The 15611-nt window shown below is 61.0% G+C and carries 16 protein-coding genes; 6 read left to right on the top strand and 10 right to left on the bottom strand.

The window, feature by feature from the left end:
• Positions 1 to 14: 14 nt before the first annotated feature.
• A complete protein-coding gene (locus ACIX8_RS03585; protein ID WP_014263958.1) occupies positions 15 to 1325 on the top strand; it encodes a homoserine dehydrogenase in 1311 nt (436 codons plus the stop codon).
• Positions 1326 to 1720: 395 nt separating this feature from the next.
• Here ACIX8_RS03585 and moeB read toward each other — a convergent pair whose 3' ends face one another.
• The 4 genes from moeB to ACIX8_RS03605 all read right to left on the bottom strand — a co-directional run bounded on the left by moeB (position 1721) and on the right by ACIX8_RS03605 (position 4803).
• Positions 1721 to 2950 carry a molybdopterin-synthase adenylyltransferase MoeB gene (gene moeB / locus ACIX8_RS03590; protein WP_014263959.1) on the bottom strand — a complete coding sequence of 410 codons (1230 nt, stop codon included), beginning with the start codon at positions 2948 to 2950 and terminating at the stop codon, positions 1721 to 1723.
• 144 nt (positions 2951 to 3094) lie between these two features.
• Complete coding sequence (locus ACIX8_RS03595) at positions 3095 to 3376, bottom strand: MoaD/ThiS family protein (protein WP_014263960.1); 282 nt, start codon at positions 3374 to 3376, stop codon at positions 3095 to 3097.
• A 15-nt stretch (positions 3377 to 3391) separates the two neighbouring features.
• On the bottom strand, positions 3392 to 3826 hold the full coding sequence (locus tag ACIX8_RS03600; RefSeq protein ID WP_014263961.1) for a Mov34/MPN/PAD-1 family protein: 435 nt from the start codon (positions 3824 to 3826) through the stop codon (positions 3392 to 3394).
• Positions 3823 to 4803, bottom strand: a complete 981-nt coding sequence (locus ACIX8_RS03605) for a PLP-dependent cysteine synthase family protein (RefSeq protein ID WP_014263962.1) — start codon at positions 4801 to 4803, stop codon at positions 3823 to 3825. The genes ACIX8_RS03600 and ACIX8_RS03605 overlap by 4 nt, the downstream gene beginning before the upstream one ends.
• A gap of 149 nt (positions 4804 to 4952) precedes the next feature.
• Here ACIX8_RS03605 and ACIX8_RS03610 point away from each other — a divergent pair, with 149 nt between their 5' ends.
• The gene (locus tag ACIX8_RS03610; RefSeq protein ID WP_014263963.1) at positions 4953 to 5372 is read left to right on the top strand and encodes a hypothetical protein; all 420 of its coding nucleotides are present in this window, start codon (positions 4953 to 4955) and stop codon (positions 5370 to 5372) included.
• 296 nt (positions 5373 to 5668) lie between these two features.
• Here ACIX8_RS03610 and ACIX8_RS03615 read toward each other — a convergent pair whose 3' ends face one another.
• The 4 genes from ACIX8_RS03615 to ACIX8_RS03625 form a co-directional block, all read right to left on the bottom strand.
• Entirely contained in the window at positions 5669 to 6739 is a 1071-nt protein-coding gene (locus ACIX8_RS03615) for an IS5 family transposase (RefSeq protein ID WP_014263964.1), read from the bottom strand.
• Between the two features lie 276 nt (positions 6740 to 7015).
• On the bottom strand, positions 7016 to 7177 hold the full coding sequence (locus ACIX8_RS25825) for a helix-turn-helix domain-containing protein (RefSeq protein WP_014263965.1): 162 nt from the start codon (positions 7175 to 7177) through the stop codon (positions 7016 to 7018).
• Positions 7178 to 7241: 64 nt separating this feature from the next.
• Positions 7242 to 8195: a 16S rRNA (cytidine(1402)-2'-O)-methyltransferase gene (rsmI, locus tag ACIX8_RS03620; protein ID WP_014263966.1), complete on the bottom strand. Its 954-nt coding sequence runs from the start codon at positions 8193 to 8195 to the stop codon at positions 7242 to 7244.
• On the bottom strand, positions 8192 to 9298 hold the full coding sequence (locus ACIX8_RS03625) for a CBS domain-containing protein (protein WP_044176098.1): 1107 nt from the start codon (positions 9296 to 9298) through the stop codon (positions 8192 to 8194). Before ACIX8_RS03625 ends, rsmI begins: the two co-directional genes overlap by 4 nt.
• A 36-nt stretch (positions 9299 to 9334) precedes the next feature.
• Between ACIX8_RS03625 and rsmD the strand changes: the two genes are divergently transcribed.
• Positions 9335 to 9910 carry a 16S rRNA (guanine(966)-N(2))-methyltransferase RsmD gene (gene rsmD, locus ACIX8_RS03630; protein WP_014263968.1) on the top strand — a complete coding sequence of 192 codons (576 nt, stop codon included), beginning with the start codon at positions 9335 to 9337 and terminating at the stop codon, positions 9908 to 9910.
• 24 nt (positions 9911 to 9934) lie between these two features.
• On the opposite strand, the gene ACIX8_RS03635 is transcribed toward rsmD, so the two are convergent.
• A complete protein-coding gene (locus ACIX8_RS03635; protein ID WP_014263969.1) occupies positions 9935 to 10519 on the bottom strand; it encodes a hypothetical protein in 585 nt (194 codons plus the stop codon).
• Positions 10516 to 11550: a thiamine-phosphate kinase gene (thiL, locus tag ACIX8_RS03640; RefSeq protein ID WP_014263970.1), complete on the bottom strand. Its 1035-nt coding sequence runs from the start codon at positions 11548 to 11550 to the stop codon at positions 10516 to 10518. Before thiL ends, ACIX8_RS03635 begins: the two co-directional genes overlap by 4 nt.
• Positions 11551 to 11655: 105 nt before the next feature.
• On the opposite strand from thiL, the gene ACIX8_RS03645 reads away from it, so the two are divergent.
• From ACIX8_RS03645 to ACIX8_RS03655, 3 genes are all read left to right on the top strand, one after another.
• Positions 11656 to 12726 (top strand): IS5 family transposase, encoded by a 1071-nt coding sequence (locus tag ACIX8_RS03645; protein WP_014263964.1) that lies wholly within the window; start codon positions 11656 to 11658, stop codon positions 12724 to 12726.
• A 257-nt stretch (positions 12727 to 12983) separates the two neighbouring features.
• Complete coding sequence (locus tag ACIX8_RS03650) at positions 12984 to 14324, top strand: amidohydrolase family protein (protein WP_014263971.1); 1341 nt, start codon at positions 12984 to 12986, stop codon at positions 14322 to 14324.
• A 225-nt stretch (positions 14325 to 14549) separates the two neighbouring features.
• The gene (locus ACIX8_RS03655; protein WP_014263972.1) at positions 14550 to 15554 is read left to right on the top strand and encodes a M23 family metallopeptidase; all 1005 of its coding nucleotides are present in this window, start codon (positions 14550 to 14552) and stop codon (positions 15552 to 15554) included.
• Positions 15555 to 15611 lie beyond the last annotated feature (57 nt).

A 15611-nucleotide genomic window follows, 5' to 3' on the forward strand; every position in this document is an offset into this window, starting at 1 on the left:
ATTCAGGGAGAAAAATGACGGCAAAGCAGGAAAACGGTAACGGAACAACGGAGAAGGTTTTGCGCGTAGGTTTGCTTGGTTTTGGAACGGTCGGAAGCTCCTTCGCCGAGGTGCTCTCTGCCTCGGGAGCGCAGGATGTGCGCATTACGCACATCTTCAATCGTGACGTCGCGCGCAAGCGTTCCCATGCGCGCGCAAGGTTTGTGCCTGCCGAGGCCGTGTGGACGGAGCGCGTCGAAGACGTGCTCGAAGCAGCGGATGTGGATGTGGTTGTCGAACTGATGGGCGGCCTCGATCCCATCGAAGGCTGGCTGCGTTCGGCATTGAATGCAGGCAAGCATGTTGTAACGGCCAACAAGCAGCTTATCGCGTATCGCGGGGCGGCGCTTTTCGAGCTGGTGGCCAGCAAGGGCGTGCAACTGCTCTACGGCGCGGCGGTGGCGGGAGGTGTGCCGGTCATTCCGGGGATGTCGCAGGGACTGAGCGGCGACCAGATTACACGCATCAGCGGCATCGTCAACGGAACGTGCAACTTCATCCTAAGCTCGATGGAGGCTGGTGCGGACTACTCCGAGGTGCTGAAGACGGCGCAGAGGCTGGGCTATGCCGAAGCGGATCCCTCGGCCGATGTCGATGGCTTCGATGCTCGCGCCAAGCTGTGCATCCTCGCGCGGATCGCGTTGCGTGCCGAGATCAATCCCGAAGATGTCCCCGCGCAGTCCATCTCACAGATTTCGGCTGTCGATTTCGCCTATGCGAAGGAGCTCGGTTGTACGGTGCGCCAGGTGTCGCGCGCCCAGATCGACGGTGACAGAATTAGCGCCCGTGTCGGCCCGATGCTCGTACCGAAGAACTCGCCTATCGCGTGGTCGCACGGCACACAGAACATGGTTGTCACGAGTGGTCGCTTCGGCGGCGATGTGGTCTTCAGCGGCCACGGAGCTGGCGGCCATCCGACAGCGGTCGCGGTGATGAGCGATGTGCGCGCGGTGGCCGAAGATAGCCATGCCGTACGTCTGCCCGCAAAGAAGGTCGAGGTTTCGGGAGGTGTCATCGCGCCGCACTACCTGCGCTTCGTCGTGGCGGACAGGCCGGGCATCGTTGCGGCGATAGCAGGCGCGCTGGCGAAGTTCGGAGTCAATATCGATTCCATCCTGCAGCATCGCGGCTTCGGCGGCGATAGGCTGCCGTTTGTGGTGACTACAGAGCCCAGCAACAGCGCGACGCTCGATAAGGCCATTGCAGAGATTGGCACGATGGACTTCATGCTGGAAGCGCCACTGTGTTTGCAGATCCTTGTGGTGGATGATCCGGATACGGACTAACAAGGGTTAGGCGTGAATCCAATGTTCGGTTGAGCTAAGGGATGGTTGTTTTTTGTCCCACCCAAAAACCGTCATCCTGAGCGAAGCACCTCGCGCTTTTGCGAGGTGCGAAGTCGAAGGACCCCGAGGGACTTGATCTCCTCCTTGCTATTAGGACCTTTTCCAGCACGAACGTTCAGGCTAGAGCTCTTGAGGTGGAAAAGGTCCCAAGGGTATGGGCAAAATTCAAATCTCGGGGTCCTTCGACTGCGCGCCCCCAAGTGCAGGGACGCTTCGCTCAGGATGACGAATCCGTAGTGAGATAAAACATTGCGGGACATCTATCTTGGCTTTAGCACAGCTTAAAAGCAGAGGCCCTCACATCGTGAGGGCCTCTGCTTTTGCTTCTAGCGAAATTAGTACTTCGGCAACGACTTATCGATCTTCTCCGCCCACGCCGTAATACCCCCCGCGAGGTTGGAGACATTCGTAAATCCGTTCTCTTTCAGGATGAGCGAAGCCCGCTGCGAACGCGCGCCGGACTTGCAATGAACAACAATCTCGCTGTCCTTCGGAATCGTCAGCTCCCCGATACGCGAGGCAAGCTGGCCAACCGGGATCAACGGAGCTCCAATATCCACGATGGCGTACTCATGCGGCTCACGTACGTCGAGAAGGAACGGCTTGTCGCCGGCATCCAGACGAGCCTTGTACTGCTCGACGGAGATCTGTGGAATGCCCTCTACCTCGGGCAGGTTCGCAACGGCGCTGAAGCTGGAAACCTCGAGCGGGCCGGTCTCCGTGGGCTTCGGGATACCGCAGAACTGGTCGTAGTCGATCAGCTCTTTGATCTCGTGCGTGCCGCAGGCCGGGCAGTCGGGATTCTTGCGCAGCTTCAGCGTGCGGAAGCCCATACCCAGGGCATCGACCAGGAGCAGACGGCCGATCAGAGGCTCACCGATGCCAAGGATCAACTTGATCACTTCTGTAGCCTGGATCACGCCAACGAGACCCGGCAGAATGCCGAGCACGCCACCCTCCGCGCAGGAGGGCACCAGGCCCGGCGGCGGCGGTTCGGGGTAGAGGCAGCGATAGCAGGGGCCTTCCTCGGTGGCGAACACGGAGGCCTGACCTTCGAAGCGGAAGATGCTGCCGTAGGCATTAGGCTTGCCGGTGAGCACGCAGGCGTCGTTGACCAGGTAGCGCGTCTGGAAGTTGTCGGTGCCGTCAGCGATAACGTCGTATTCCTTGAAGATCTCGAGCGCGTTGGCGCTGGTCAGCATCGTGTTGTGCTTCACGATGTTCGTGTTCTTGTTCAGGCCCTTGAGCATCACCTCGGCGGAGTCGACCTTGAGCATGCCGACGGTGGCTTGCGAGTGAATGATCTGGCGCTGCAGGTTCGACTCGTCCACGACGTCGAAGTCGACGAGCCCGATGGTGCCCACGCCTGCGGCGGCGAGATACAGCGCCATCGGCGCACCCAGGCCTCCGGTGCCGACGCACAGGACCTTCGCGGCCTTCAGCTTCTGCTGGCCCTCCATGCCCACCTCGGGCAGGATCAGGTGGCGCGAGTAGCGGGCGATCTCTTCGTTAGAGAGCTTCGGGAGTTCGGTAGCGGTTTCGGGGGCTTCGAGAGTAGCGTTCATGGTGTCCTTCAAGTTTAGCTGGCTACGGTCGCCAGAGAGCAGATTCCCTCAGAATGACCGAAAAAGCAAAGGCCTACAGAGAACAGATGCTCTCCGTAGTGCTTGCGATTCGATGGGTAGAAGGGGGTGGGGTGTTCGCGCTAGTTAGCGACAACAACCGCCGGCAATGGAAGGAATAATCGTCAGTTCGTCGCTCGCCGAGACGGCAGTCTCTTCCTTGGCAGGAAGGTAGCGGACATCATCGTCGTTCAGGTAGACGTTGACGAAGGAGCGCAGCTTACCCTCGGGGGTAAAGAGGTGCTGCTGCATGGCCGGATGCGCCGCAACCAGCGCGGCAAGCCCTTCGGTGACGGTCGTGCCTTCTACCGACACAGATTCCTTCTTGTCGGTGTAAGCACGCAGCGGTGTGGGGATATTGATCGTCATTACTTTGATTATCGCCTATTCCACCGCGATGGTCTGCGGCTCAAATGCCTTGTCGTCCTCGCCCGTGCCGGTCAGCAGGAAGGAGTTGGTGATCTTTGCAGTGCCCTTTTCGATCGCTGTGATGACATAACTGCAGCCGAACCAGTGGGCTTCGGCGAAGTCGGTCGACGACCACTGCGCCGGGTGGTCGGGGTGCGAGTGGTAGAAGCCGACGATGTCATAGCCGGCCTTGCGGCCCTCGCGCTGGGCCTTGATAAGCTCTTGTGGGGCAATGTGATAGCGGTTGTGCGCGGAGTCGGTACGGGTGTTGCCCGCGCGAACCAGGGAGGCTACGTGAAGACCTTCGTCCGAGGCCCTGCCCAGCATGATGCCGCAGCACTCGTGCGGATAGGTCTCCTCGCCGTGGGCGCGGAGTTCGTCGTAGAGCTGCTGTGAGAGCTTCAGGCTCATTCTGTGTCGCCCCCTAGATTTTCCGAAGACTCGGGATGCTGTTTCTCCGTCCAGAACCGTTCAGACAGGTACTTGTCCGCCGAATCGCAGAGGATGGTCACAATTACCGCCTCGCGGCCGGCCTTGGCCTCCGCCTCGGCGACATCCAGGGAAGCTGCGACCGCCGCTGCTGCCGATACTCCGACCAGTAAGCCTTGCGTGCGGCCAAGCTGCTTGGCCATCAGGTAGGCGCGTTCGGTGGACATCGCGATGTTGGCATCGGCCAGGTGCGGGTCGTAGATTGGCGGAACGATGGCCGTTTCCATGTGTTTGAGCCCTTCAAGACCGTTGAAGGGCGAATCCGGCTGCATGGAGAGGCACTGGATCTTCGGATTCAGCTCGCGCAACCGCCGCGTGGTGCCCATGAACGTGCCGCTGGTGCCCAGTCCGGCAACGAAGTGCGTAATCGCGCCCTCGGTCTGCTGCCAGATCTCGTTGGCCGTGCCGTAGTAGTGCGCGCGCCAGTTGTTGTCGTTGCCGTACTGGTCGGCGTAGTAGTAGTGGTCAGGCTGCTCGGAGGCCAGCTTGCGGGCCTGGCGAATCGCGCCGTCTGAGCCGTCAGCGGGATCGGTCCATACGATCTCAGCGCCATAGGCATGCAGGATGCGCTTGCGCTCCGGCGAGACATTTGACGGCATACACAGTACGACAGGGAAGCCCAGGGCCGCGCCCAGCATCGCATAGGCGATGCCGGTATTGCCCGAGGTGGCGTCGAGCAGGGCCTTGCCGGGGGTGAGCAGCCCTTTGCGCTGGGCATCCGAGACGATGGCCGAGGCAGCGCGGTCTTTTACGCTGCCGCCGGGGTTCGCCCACTCGGCTTTGCCCAGAATCTGGACGCCCGGCAGGTGCTGCGTCAGGCGGTCCAGCCGCACCAGCGGTGTGTTGCCGATGCGATCGAGAATCGTGGTTCCAAAAGTTTTTACAGGTGCAGAGGTCATGATTAATCGTTTATTCGGTCGCTTCTTCCGGCGTGCGATTGAAGCCGCTGGTGCCGATGTGCGACAGTTGATTTGAGTCTAATGGAACTCCGCCGGTCTGCAACCCAAGGATCGCTGCGGCAAAACGAGATTGCAGGTCTGAAGATCCGATGGCAAAGACAAAAAAGTTACCTACCTTCGATGAAGTACTGTCCTCCCTCGGCAACGAGAGATTTGATGTCGCACCGGCCGGTGCGGGTGCAAACCACGGTTCGGGAGCCTATCGCGTAAGCAAGTACGGCTGCGCGGCGGAGATCGCCCAGGGGCCGGACAAGGACGCCCCGCTGCGCATCGTCTCCCGACCGGGCTTCGTGCTTGGCGGCGAGATCGCGCGTCTGCTCGACCGCGGCTATCAGAAGTTCTTCAAGACCAGCCGCCTGGAGATTCCGGCGACCGCCGACCACCTGCGTGACATCCACAGGTTCAGCGAAGAGCTGAAAGAAGCCGCCGGCGCCCAGACCCTCTACAACGAGGCCCTGGGGACCACCAGCGACCGCTACGAGTACGACCGGGTTAAGGGACGCGAGTAAGCGGTTTAAGCCGCGATTGAATCTGACAGGCGAACTCCGAGAGTATTTCTCCAATAGGCTTATAGGCCATCCGCGCGAAGCGCCAACCGTGACGCTTTAGCGTCGCGGTTCGGAGGGAGCCGTGGCCTTTAGGCCACGGAATTAGGTTAGGCAAGGATCGGGCTTTAGACGCTGCTGAAGAAGTGGCCTTTTCTTTATCGAAGATGGCTGACGGTTTTTGGGGTTGAGGATTTGCGTTATTTTTTGCCGAGTTTGCCGCTTAGGTGTTTCTGAGAGTGGTGTTTTTTGGGGGGAGCTCAGCTGACTGCGGTGAGATTGGCCATGCGGACGAGGTTGTAGGCGGCAGCGGCGAGGGTGAAGTTCCAGTGCAGCTTGCGATGCCCTTTGTGTCTTGTTTTGGCCAGGTTCGCGGTCGTCTTCAGCCAGCCGAAGAAGCGCTCTACCCACTTCCGCTTCTTCTGGCTCACGGCGTACTCAGGTTGTTCATAGAGCGCCGGATCGACCAGGCAGGGACGTTTGCACCTGTATCTCGGCACATGCGCCTCCACCCCCATCTGCCGCATCGCGCCTATGAAGTCCTGCTCATGATAGCCCTTGTCGGCAGCCACGATCTTCGGCTTCACCGTCTGCTTCAGCCGCCGCATCATCCGCACAGCAGCCACTCGCTCCTGGGTGGGAGAACAGGTGGTGACCTCGGTAGCCACCACTAGCCCATGCTGGTTCTCGCTCACTACGTGTGCCATGTGCCGCAGACGGTAGCCCATCCGCATACCCTTGCGATACAGCCGCGCCTCCGGATCGGTCTTCGACTCGTGGGTGTCAGACTTCAACACGCTTCCACCATGGCCTGAGCCCTTGCCCTTAGGCGGCCGCGGGCCAGCCTTGGGCTGATAGCTCTTCTCCGAAGCCCACGCCTCGATCAACGTGCCGTCCACCGTGAAGTGCTCATCGGACAACAGCCGCAGCTGCCGCGCCGACGCCACCACCGCAGAGAAGAACACCTGTGCCACCTCCCCCGACAACAACCGCTCTCGGTTCTTGGTGAAGCTGGTCGCGTCCCACACGCGGTCGTTCATGCCCAGACCCACGAACCAGCGGAACAACAGGTTGTACTCCAGCTGCTCTACCAGCATCCGCTCGCTACGCACCGAGTACAGCATCTGCAAAACAAGCGCACGCAACAACTGCTCTGGCGGTATCGACGGACGCCCCATCCGCGAATACATCCCCTCAAATCGCGTCTCCAGGCTCCCCATCACCTCATCGGCCATCGCTCGCACTCGCCGCAATGGATGATCCAACGGCACTCGCTGGCTCAGGCTCCCGTAGCTGAACATCTCTTCCTGTTGCTGCTCGTCTCCACGCATGACTCCTTCCTACCAAATCACCCTGTTTAAAACCTAGAGACTTCTTCAGCACCCTCTTTAGCCCCGGGCCTTTTGTTCGCAGCGGATGAAAAACTCTGACCTAAAGGCCACATTCTTGCTTGGCCCATGTCAGGGGCCTGAAGGCCCCTGCCCCGACGTTAAAGCGTCAGGGATAGCGCTTCGCGCCTTTGGTGCAAAACATATACCGATGGGAGAAATGCTCTAGTTGTGCATATCTTTGAGGACAGTCCCGACCTCTGACATTGCCTATGTCACTCAGAGTTGCGTCATGCGATTACGGACACGCGCGATAGCCTCAAGGGCCTTCGCGATATATCGCGGGTCCTCGCTCTCCAGTACTTCGGTCAGGTAAGCCGAAATGGTCTCTTCATCGGTCAGATAGTCGGCAACATCGAACGGTTCTGTATGTAACGCCATGATCACTCCTCATCGATTGAGATGCCGAGAGCTGTAACTTATAGGTTACTTCGGCGCAAACATATTACCGTCGCCGCGTCTGCGCCCTCTGCCACTCTCGATAGGCCTCGCTCTTACCAATCCCGCGAAATTTGGCCACACGCTTAAGCGCATCCATCTCGGAGATCTTTTCCCCGATCATCATCGCTGCGACCTCTTCGGCAAGCGTCGATTGCCCCGTTGCAGCCTCAGTCTCTGAGGTTCCTCCCGCCGATTCCCCCGCCAGCAGCAATACCATCTCGCCGCGCACGCTGGGCCGTGAACGAAGCTCCGCCAGCAGCTCTGAGGCCGTGCCGCGCAGGAACTCCTCATGCAGCTTGGTCAACTCGCGTGCCAGGGTAACGCGCTTCTCCGGGCCAAAGACCGCAACAACGTCCGCTAGGGCATCGACGATGCGATGGGGCGTCTCATACACGATGTGTGTGGTGGCCTCTTCCGCGTGGGCCATGGCAGACCGCAGCGACTCCAGCGCCGATCGCCGCTGGCCTTCTTTGGCCGGCAGGAAACCATGAAAGCTGAAATGCTCCGAAGGCAACCCACTCGCGATCAACGCGCTCAGCGCGGCATTTGCCCCCGGAATCGGAAACACATCGATTCCCGCCGCAATGGCTTCGGCAGCAATCGTCGCACCGGGATCGGCGATGCCGGGCATACCGGCGTCGCTGACGACGGCGATACGTCCACCGGCTCGCAGAGCTTCGATCAACTCACTCGCCCGCGCATTTTCATTGTGCAGGTGATAGCTCACCGTCGGCGTGCGAATCCCAAAGTGGCCCAGCAGCTTCGCCGTCTGCCGCGTGTCTTCACAGGCAATGCGATCCACCGAACGCAGCACCCGCAACGCCCGCAGGGTAATGTCTTCCAGGTTTCCGATAGGCGTGGCCACCAGATAAAGCCCCGGCGCCAGCGGCTTATCTACTGACCCGCCGCCCTGCTGACCCGCTGACTCGCTGACTTGCTGACTCGCTGTTTCACTCACGACCGCTCCTGTGCCTCGCGAGTCGGGCGTGTCAGCTTCATCTGCTGTACGGCGCGCGAGAGGCTCTGCGGCGTAAGGATACCCAGGATCGCTCCGTCTTCGACTACCGGAATAAACTCGCTCGCCCCTTGAGCGCCAGCCCGCCGCAGCGCGACCACGAGCTTTTCCGACGGCGATGCCAGTTGCAGGCCGCGCGTCATGACACCCTGCAGATAGCTGTCTCCCGTCGCCTGCAGGTGGTCCGCAATCGTCTGCCGTGAAACCGATCCCACCAGGCGGTCTCCACGCACGACGGGGAAGACATCCTGCAGGCTGTGCAGGGTGCGATCGAGCGCTCCCTGCAGGGTGTCCGAGCTCGATAGCAGGGTGAACTCCGTCAGCATGACGTCCCGTACCAGGATGGTGTCGTCGTTGGCGTTGAGCGTCTGCCGAGCCTGCATCTGCGCTCCGAACAGGGCGAGGCAGCCAAACAGGAAGATCCATAGATTCATCAGCACGATGCCGGCTACCAGCATCGCAATCGCGAGTGCGGTGCCCAATCCAAAGGGAGGCCTTGCCGTTTGCGGTGCCGGAGCGGTGTTAGCACTGGCCGTGCGCGAACGCAGTATCTGCGTCGTAGGCAGGGCTGCGGTTGGCAGCAGGTTGACCGCGCCCATCGCGAACTGCGTCCACACAAAACTGCGCAGGATGTGGCCGATGGAGATCCAGGGCTGCGCCAGCAACGGTACATGCGGATCGATAGAGTAGCTCAGCCCCAGCAGCAGCAGGCCCATGCCGAAGTTGGCCAGCGGCGCGGCCATGACGATGGCCTGCGTCGGGCCGGGAGCACCGTCTTCGCGAGGAGCCATGGCCATGACGCCGCCGACCGGCAGAAGAAACAGGGCACGCAGGTGCATGCCGGTGTAGGCCGCTACGATGGCTCGCGCTGCCTCACGCACCACGACGGCGAATACCAGCGCCAGCCAGAGGCCAAAGCCGCGTAGCGGACTGCCGGTTGCGGCGATGGAATAACCCACTGCCAGCGCCAGCAATACCGCGAAAGAGATGTGGATTCGCAGGTCGACACCCATGAACCGGCCAACCGGAAACGAAAAACGCAGCATAGCCTCCATTGTAGGCTCGCTGTATCCTCGGAGACGATGCGCGTTATCGGTGGGAAGTTTCGGTCAAGAGTTTTGCAGTCGTCACGGGGGCTTGCCACGCGTCCTACCAGCGACCGGCTACGTGAAACTCTGTTTAATGTTCTTGCGCTGCGTATTGAGGGCGCTCGCTTCGTCGATCTCTATGCGGGCTCCGGCGCCGTAGGGATCGAAGCCCTGAGCCGCGGTGCGCAGTTCTGCTGGTTCGCCGAGAAGGCTCCTGCTGCCGTTACTGCTATTCGTACCAATGTGGCCGCGTTGAAGCTCCAGGGCGGATATGCGATCGAAGATCGCAGCACCGGACGTCTCCTGCAGGGAATGGTCAAGAATCTGCACGTAGCGGATATCGTCTTCCTCGATCCACCCTACGAGGCCGCCGAAGACTACAGCACAACCCTGAGTTTCCTCGCACAGAATCAAGCAACGCTACTGGCCGAGGGGGCCGTCGTCATCGCCGAGCACTCCCGCAAGAAGCCACTCTCGGAAAGCTACGGAAACCTTGTCCGCACACGCGTTCTCGAGCAAGGCGATGCCGCTCTAAGCTTCTACAGCCTCTCATCGCTGAGTCCCGCCTAGCTCTTAGCTGAATCCATCCCAGCACTAGGGAGTGAAGCCGCCACCGGTATGCTCCCCGGTCCGCAGATCGATCGCAAAGGGAACATCGCGATCTGTTCGCATATTCCATCCGCTGCCGTGCAGCTTTCCGTCTGCGACTTCGCCAAGCTGCACGCCCTCCCAGCTCAAGCGTCCGCTCTCCCACAGCAATCCTTCAGCGCCGATGGCCGCGACGTGATGAAAGCCTGCCAGCAGTAGCAGACCTTCGACCGGAGCGGCAAGAATCTGTGTCACAGGCCGCAGCGGCAGGTGCAGGCAGCGCTCCGGCTGCAGCGTGTCGACGAGATAGGCATAGCCTCCGGCAATCGCGAGGAGGTCATCGGCACGCGGGCAGGCGAACACACCGGAGGGCAGCGAAGGATCGCGAAATCCCAGCGCGCAGGTGGCGAGAAAGGCTCCGCCTGACGCGGGCTTCACGTTGAGCAGCAGCGCGCCACGGGCCATGGCATCCTCTTCGCCGGGCACGTAGAGCGGATAGACGAACTGTCTTGCCGGGGCAATCAGCGGAGGCGACGCCAATACCTGTGCCGACCACGTATGCGGAAACTCTTCGTGCACGATCGCGTTCATCGCAGATGCTCCCAGCCCTGGGCCGCAAGCGCGGAACGCGAGCCATCGGCTGCAATTAATGTCACTTGAGGCGCACGGCGTTTCTTGGCGACAACACGCCCGATACAGGTAAGGGGTACGCCGCCCAGCTTGCGTGGCATCTTTGTCGCAGCCCTGGCCGTGAACAGAAGTTCGTAGTCTTCGCCGCCATGCAGCGCCGCCGCCATTGCTGCTTCTTGTGTCAGTTGTTGTGCGAGAGGATGCAGTGGAAGGCTGGCTGCGTCGATCTCCGCGTTCACTCCTGAGGCCTCACACAGGTGGGCCAGGTCCGTCGAAATCCCATCGCTGGTATCGATGCAGGCGGTTGCTAGTTTGCGCCGGAGCAACGCCTGTCCCGCGGCCAATCGCGGTTGAGGAAAGAGATGAGGATTCATCGACGAGGCTGTCTGGGTCTTTCCCCCACGTCCGTCCTGTACCTGCGCGAACTCCGCCGTCGCACCGCCGAGTGTCCCGGTGCAATAAATCAGATCTCCCACGCGAGCGCCCGACCGCCGTAAGGCCCGTCCTCGCGGCGCAGAGCCTAACAGGATGATGTCGGCCAGAACCTGCTCGCTGGGAGATTCCGAGGTGTCCCCGCCTGCCAGCGGTACACCGTGCTGTTTCGCGAGGTCGAGCAGGCCATCGAGAAAGCCCTCGAGCCAACCCGCGTCACGAGCTACGGCAGGCGGCAGGGCTAGCGAAAGAAACGCAGCCATAGGACGAGCACCCATCGCCGCGAGATCGCTCAATCCCCGCGCCAGTGTGCGATGCCCAATCGATTGCGGCGAGTGCCAATCGCGGCGAAAGTGCCGGCCTTCGAGAGAGAAGTCTGTGGTCACCAGCAGATCTTCCCCCGCACGAGGACGCAGGATCGCGCAGTCGTCGCCGATGCCCAGGCGCAAGGCTGTTGACGCTCCTCCGCCAGCCCGTCGGCGAATGCGTTCAATCAGCGCGAGTTCGCCGCCTTCGTGCAAGGGCGTTGACGAACTCCGAGGATGCGAGATGCGAGGCATGTCTTCTCAGGATACTTCGCAAGTTTTGTTTTGAAGGGGCGGGGCTTTAGAGGGTGCTGAAGAAGTCTCTAGGTTTTAAACAGGGTGATTTGGTAGGAAGGAGTCATGCGTGGAGACGAGCAGCAACAGGAAGAGATGTTCAGCTACGGGAGCCTGAGCCAGCGAGTGCCGTTGGATCATCCATTGCGGCGAGTGCGAGCGATGGCCGATGAGGTGATGGGGAGCCTGGAGACGCGATTTGAGGGGATGTATTCGCGGATGGGGCGTCCGTCGATACCGCCAGAGCAGTTGTTGCGTGCGCTTGTTTTGCAGATGCTGTACTCGGTGCGTAGCGAGCGGATGCTGGTAGAGCAGCTGGAGTACAACCTGTTGTTCCGCTGGTTCGTGGGTCTGGGCATGAACGACCGCGTGTGGGACGCGACCAGCTTCACCAAGAACCGAGAGCGGTTGTTGTCGGGGGAGGTGGCACAGGTGTTCTTCTCTGCGGTGGTGGCGTCGGCGCGGCAGCTGCGGCTGTTGTCCGATGAGCACTTCACGGTGGACGGCACGTTGATCGAGGCGTGGGCTTCGGAGAAGAGCTATCAGCCCAAGGCTGGCCCGCGGCCGCCTAAGGGCAAGGGCTCAGGCCATGGTGGAAGCGTGTTGAAGTCTGACACCCACGAGTCGAAGACCGATCCGGAGGCGCGGCTGTATCGCAAGGGTATGCGGATGGGCTACCGTCTGCGGCACATGGCACACGTAGTGAGCGAGAACCAGCATGGGCTAGTGGTGGCTACCGAGGTCACCACCTGTTCTCCCACCCAGGAGCGAGTGGCTGCTGTGCGGATGATGCGGCGGCTGAAGCAGACGGTGAAGCCGAAGATCGTGGCTGCCGACAAGGGCTATCATGAGCAGGACTTCATAGGCGCGATGCGGCAGATGGGGGTGGAGGCGCATGTGCCGAGATACAGGTGCAAACGTCCCTGCCTGGTCGATCCGGCGCTCTATGAACAACCTGAGTACGCCGTGAGCCAGAAGAAGCGGAAGTGGGTAGAGCGCTTCTTCGGCTGGCTGAAGACGACCGCGAACCTGGCCAAAACAAGACACAAAGGGCATCGCAAGCTGCACTGGAACTTCACCCTCGCCGCTGCCGCCTACAACCTCGTCCGCATGGCCAATCTCACCGCAGTCAGCTGAGCTCCCCCCAAAAAACACCACTCTCAGAAACACCTAAGCGGCAAACTCGGCAAAAAATAACGCAAATCCTCAACCCCAAAAACCGTCAGCCATCTTCGATAAAGAAAAGGCCACTTCTTCAGCAGCGTCTTTAGCCTCGCCGTTAGAACCCGCCGCGTATTGTGGCTTTAGCCACGGAGGGGATGATTCCGGAGACGACCCGCAGCCGTACGATAGACTCGCAGGCACGCTACTGCGATCTCCCCAAATGAGGACTTATGCACCGAAGACTGTCCCTGTTGTCTGCCTGCTTCTGCCTCTTGTTTGTTCCGTTCGCGACCCACGCGCAAAAGAGTCCTATTGCCCTGACGGGCACCCTGGTCATGCCGCAGGAGGTCATCCCGCAGGGCACGGTGCTCATCCAGAACGGCCGCATTCTCGCCTCGGGCGCAGACGTCAAACTGCCTGCCGGGACGAAGGTCGTACGTACGGAAGGCATCATCGCGCCCGGCCTGATCGATCTGCACAATCACCTTACCTGGAATATATTCCCGCGCTGGAAGCCGGTTCAGGAGTTCGGCAGCCGCTATGACTGGCAGCAGAAGCCTGCCTACAGCGTGCTGATGGCAGTGCCCCACAACGCCCTGGTCAAGCAAGGGCTGGAGTGTGAGATGGAGCGCTACGCGGAGGTCAAGGCGATCTCCGAGGGAGAGACCAGCGTCACCGGCAGCCTGCCGTCTCCGTGCGTGCGGGGGCTGGCTCGGAATCTCGACTACGACCCGGAGTTGCAGGGCTCCTTCGGCAAGATCATCTACAACGTCTTTCCCTTCCAGATGAGCGAGCAGGAGCTGGCTGACGTCACAGCAGCTCTTTCCGCGCAGCCCCGCGGTGCGCTGCTCATCCACGTAGCAGAGGGAGCGCCGAACGACGCCTCGACGGCGCGTGAGTTCACACTGCTCAAAGGACGCGGCCTGCTTCGGCCCGGCGTCTCGCTCATCCACGGCGTCGCGCTGAAGCCCGCAAACTTTGCGGAGATGGCGAAGCAGGGCGTCGGCTTCATCTGGTCTCCGCGAAGCAACATCGAGCTCTACGGCGATACCGCCAATGTCGCCGCCGCACGGGCCGCAGGCGTACGCATGGCCCTGGCCCCGGACTGGAGTCCGACCGGCAGCGACGGTCTCCTCGGGGAGTTGAATTATGCCTCGGTCTGGAACCAGGGGCAGTCCCCGTCACCGTTCACGGAGCGCGACCTCGTCCTGATGGCCACCTCCAACGCGGCGGAGCTGGCCGGGTTATCCGGACAGATTGGCTCCCTCGCCCCTGGTCATGCTGCGGACCTCCTGGTGGTCCGCAAAGAGGGGCAGGATGCGTACTGGACCCTTACGCACTCCACCCCGCAGGACCTGCAGCTCGTCTTGATCGGCGGCGATCCCCTGTACGGCGATCCTGTTCTGCTGCAACAGGTTACGGGCAGTCACGGGGAGCGTCTCGAGGTATGCGGCACGCCAAAGGCGGTCGTCGTTGACGGCAAACCGTTTGCGGAGACCGAAAAGACACTCGATCACGCTCTCCATCAGTTTGGGCGGCATCTGGCTCCGCTGTCGGAATGCGGCAATTAAGTCAGATTTGAGATGCCCGTGACTGACCCGGGGTTGCCGCAATAGTCCCGCTCCCCTAGAATAGGGGATGCTGGTTTGCGGTACCCCTGAAAGTGGGCCTGAGCTTTTCAAAGCCGTTTCAAGGATTACCCCAGTCGTGTAAACTGCGATTGCAGTCGCAATAATCTCCGGCCTCCGAGCGGTTGTTCCTCCCCTCAAGAGTTCGGGTTAGAGGCCGTCATCGTTTTGAAGAAGCGCTACATCGTATACGTCACACGCGGAGAGAACGGCACGGTAGACCGTGTCCTGATTCCCATGCGCTACGTGACTGTGTTCGTGGCGTCGGCGATCGTCGGTATGTTTACCATCGCGGGCATGGCGGGTTCGTACTCCCGGATGCTGGCCAAGGCCGAGACGACCAACCGCCTGCGCGACGAACTGGCGCTCACCCGCAAGGACTACGCTCACCTCGAAAAGACCGCGCACGAGAAAGATGTGCAGGCGGCGAGCCTTGGCTCTCTGGCCAGCGAGGTCTCCGCGATCTATGGCCTGACGGCGGGTAAATTCATGCTGTCGCACGGTCTGCACACGCCAAAGACCGTTGTTGCCGACTCCGCGAAGGCTCCGCTGAAGGACGACTCCACCGACCTCACGGACGACAACTACTACAAGTCGCTCGACACGTTTTACGCTCTGCGGAGCACGGCCGCCCAGGGCCTGGCGGCACGCAATCTGGGACAGGGACTTGATCAGAGCCTTGGCGCTCGCGGCACGTTGAACGGCTTTGCCGGTCTCGACGCTGATTCGAACCAGTTCAACATGCCCGATATGTGGCCCATCCTCGGACCGATCACCAGCGGCTTCGGCGAGCGCATCGATCCTGTGCTGGGCATGGGCATTGGCGAGTTCCATAAGGGAGTCGACATCGGCTCGCCCGACGGCACTCCGGTGCACGCTCCTGCCGAAGGACGTGTCCTGAAAGCAGGCATGGGCTCGGGCTACGGCCGCGAGATCGAGATTGACCATGGCAATGGAATCGTTACGGTGTACGGCCATCTGCAGGGCTACAACGTGACCGAAGGCCAGACAGTGGCGAAGGGCGAGGTCATCGGCTTCGTCGGCCACAGCGGCCACGCGACCGGCTCGCATCTGCATTACGAAGTCCAGGTTCGCGGTACGGCGGTAAACCCGCACAAGTATCTGCGGACGACCATGGCACAACTCGGTGGCGGACCGGCCAGCGGCCTGTAAATACCTGTTAAGCAATCAAAGGAGTTCTGTGCGTCACTTCGCTCGACTCGTCCTTTG

This window comes from Granulicella mallensis MP5ACTX8, from assembly GCF_000178955.2.
Classification (GTDB): Bacteria; Acidobacteriota; Terriglobia; order Terriglobales; family Acidobacteriaceae; genus Granulicella; species Granulicella mallensis.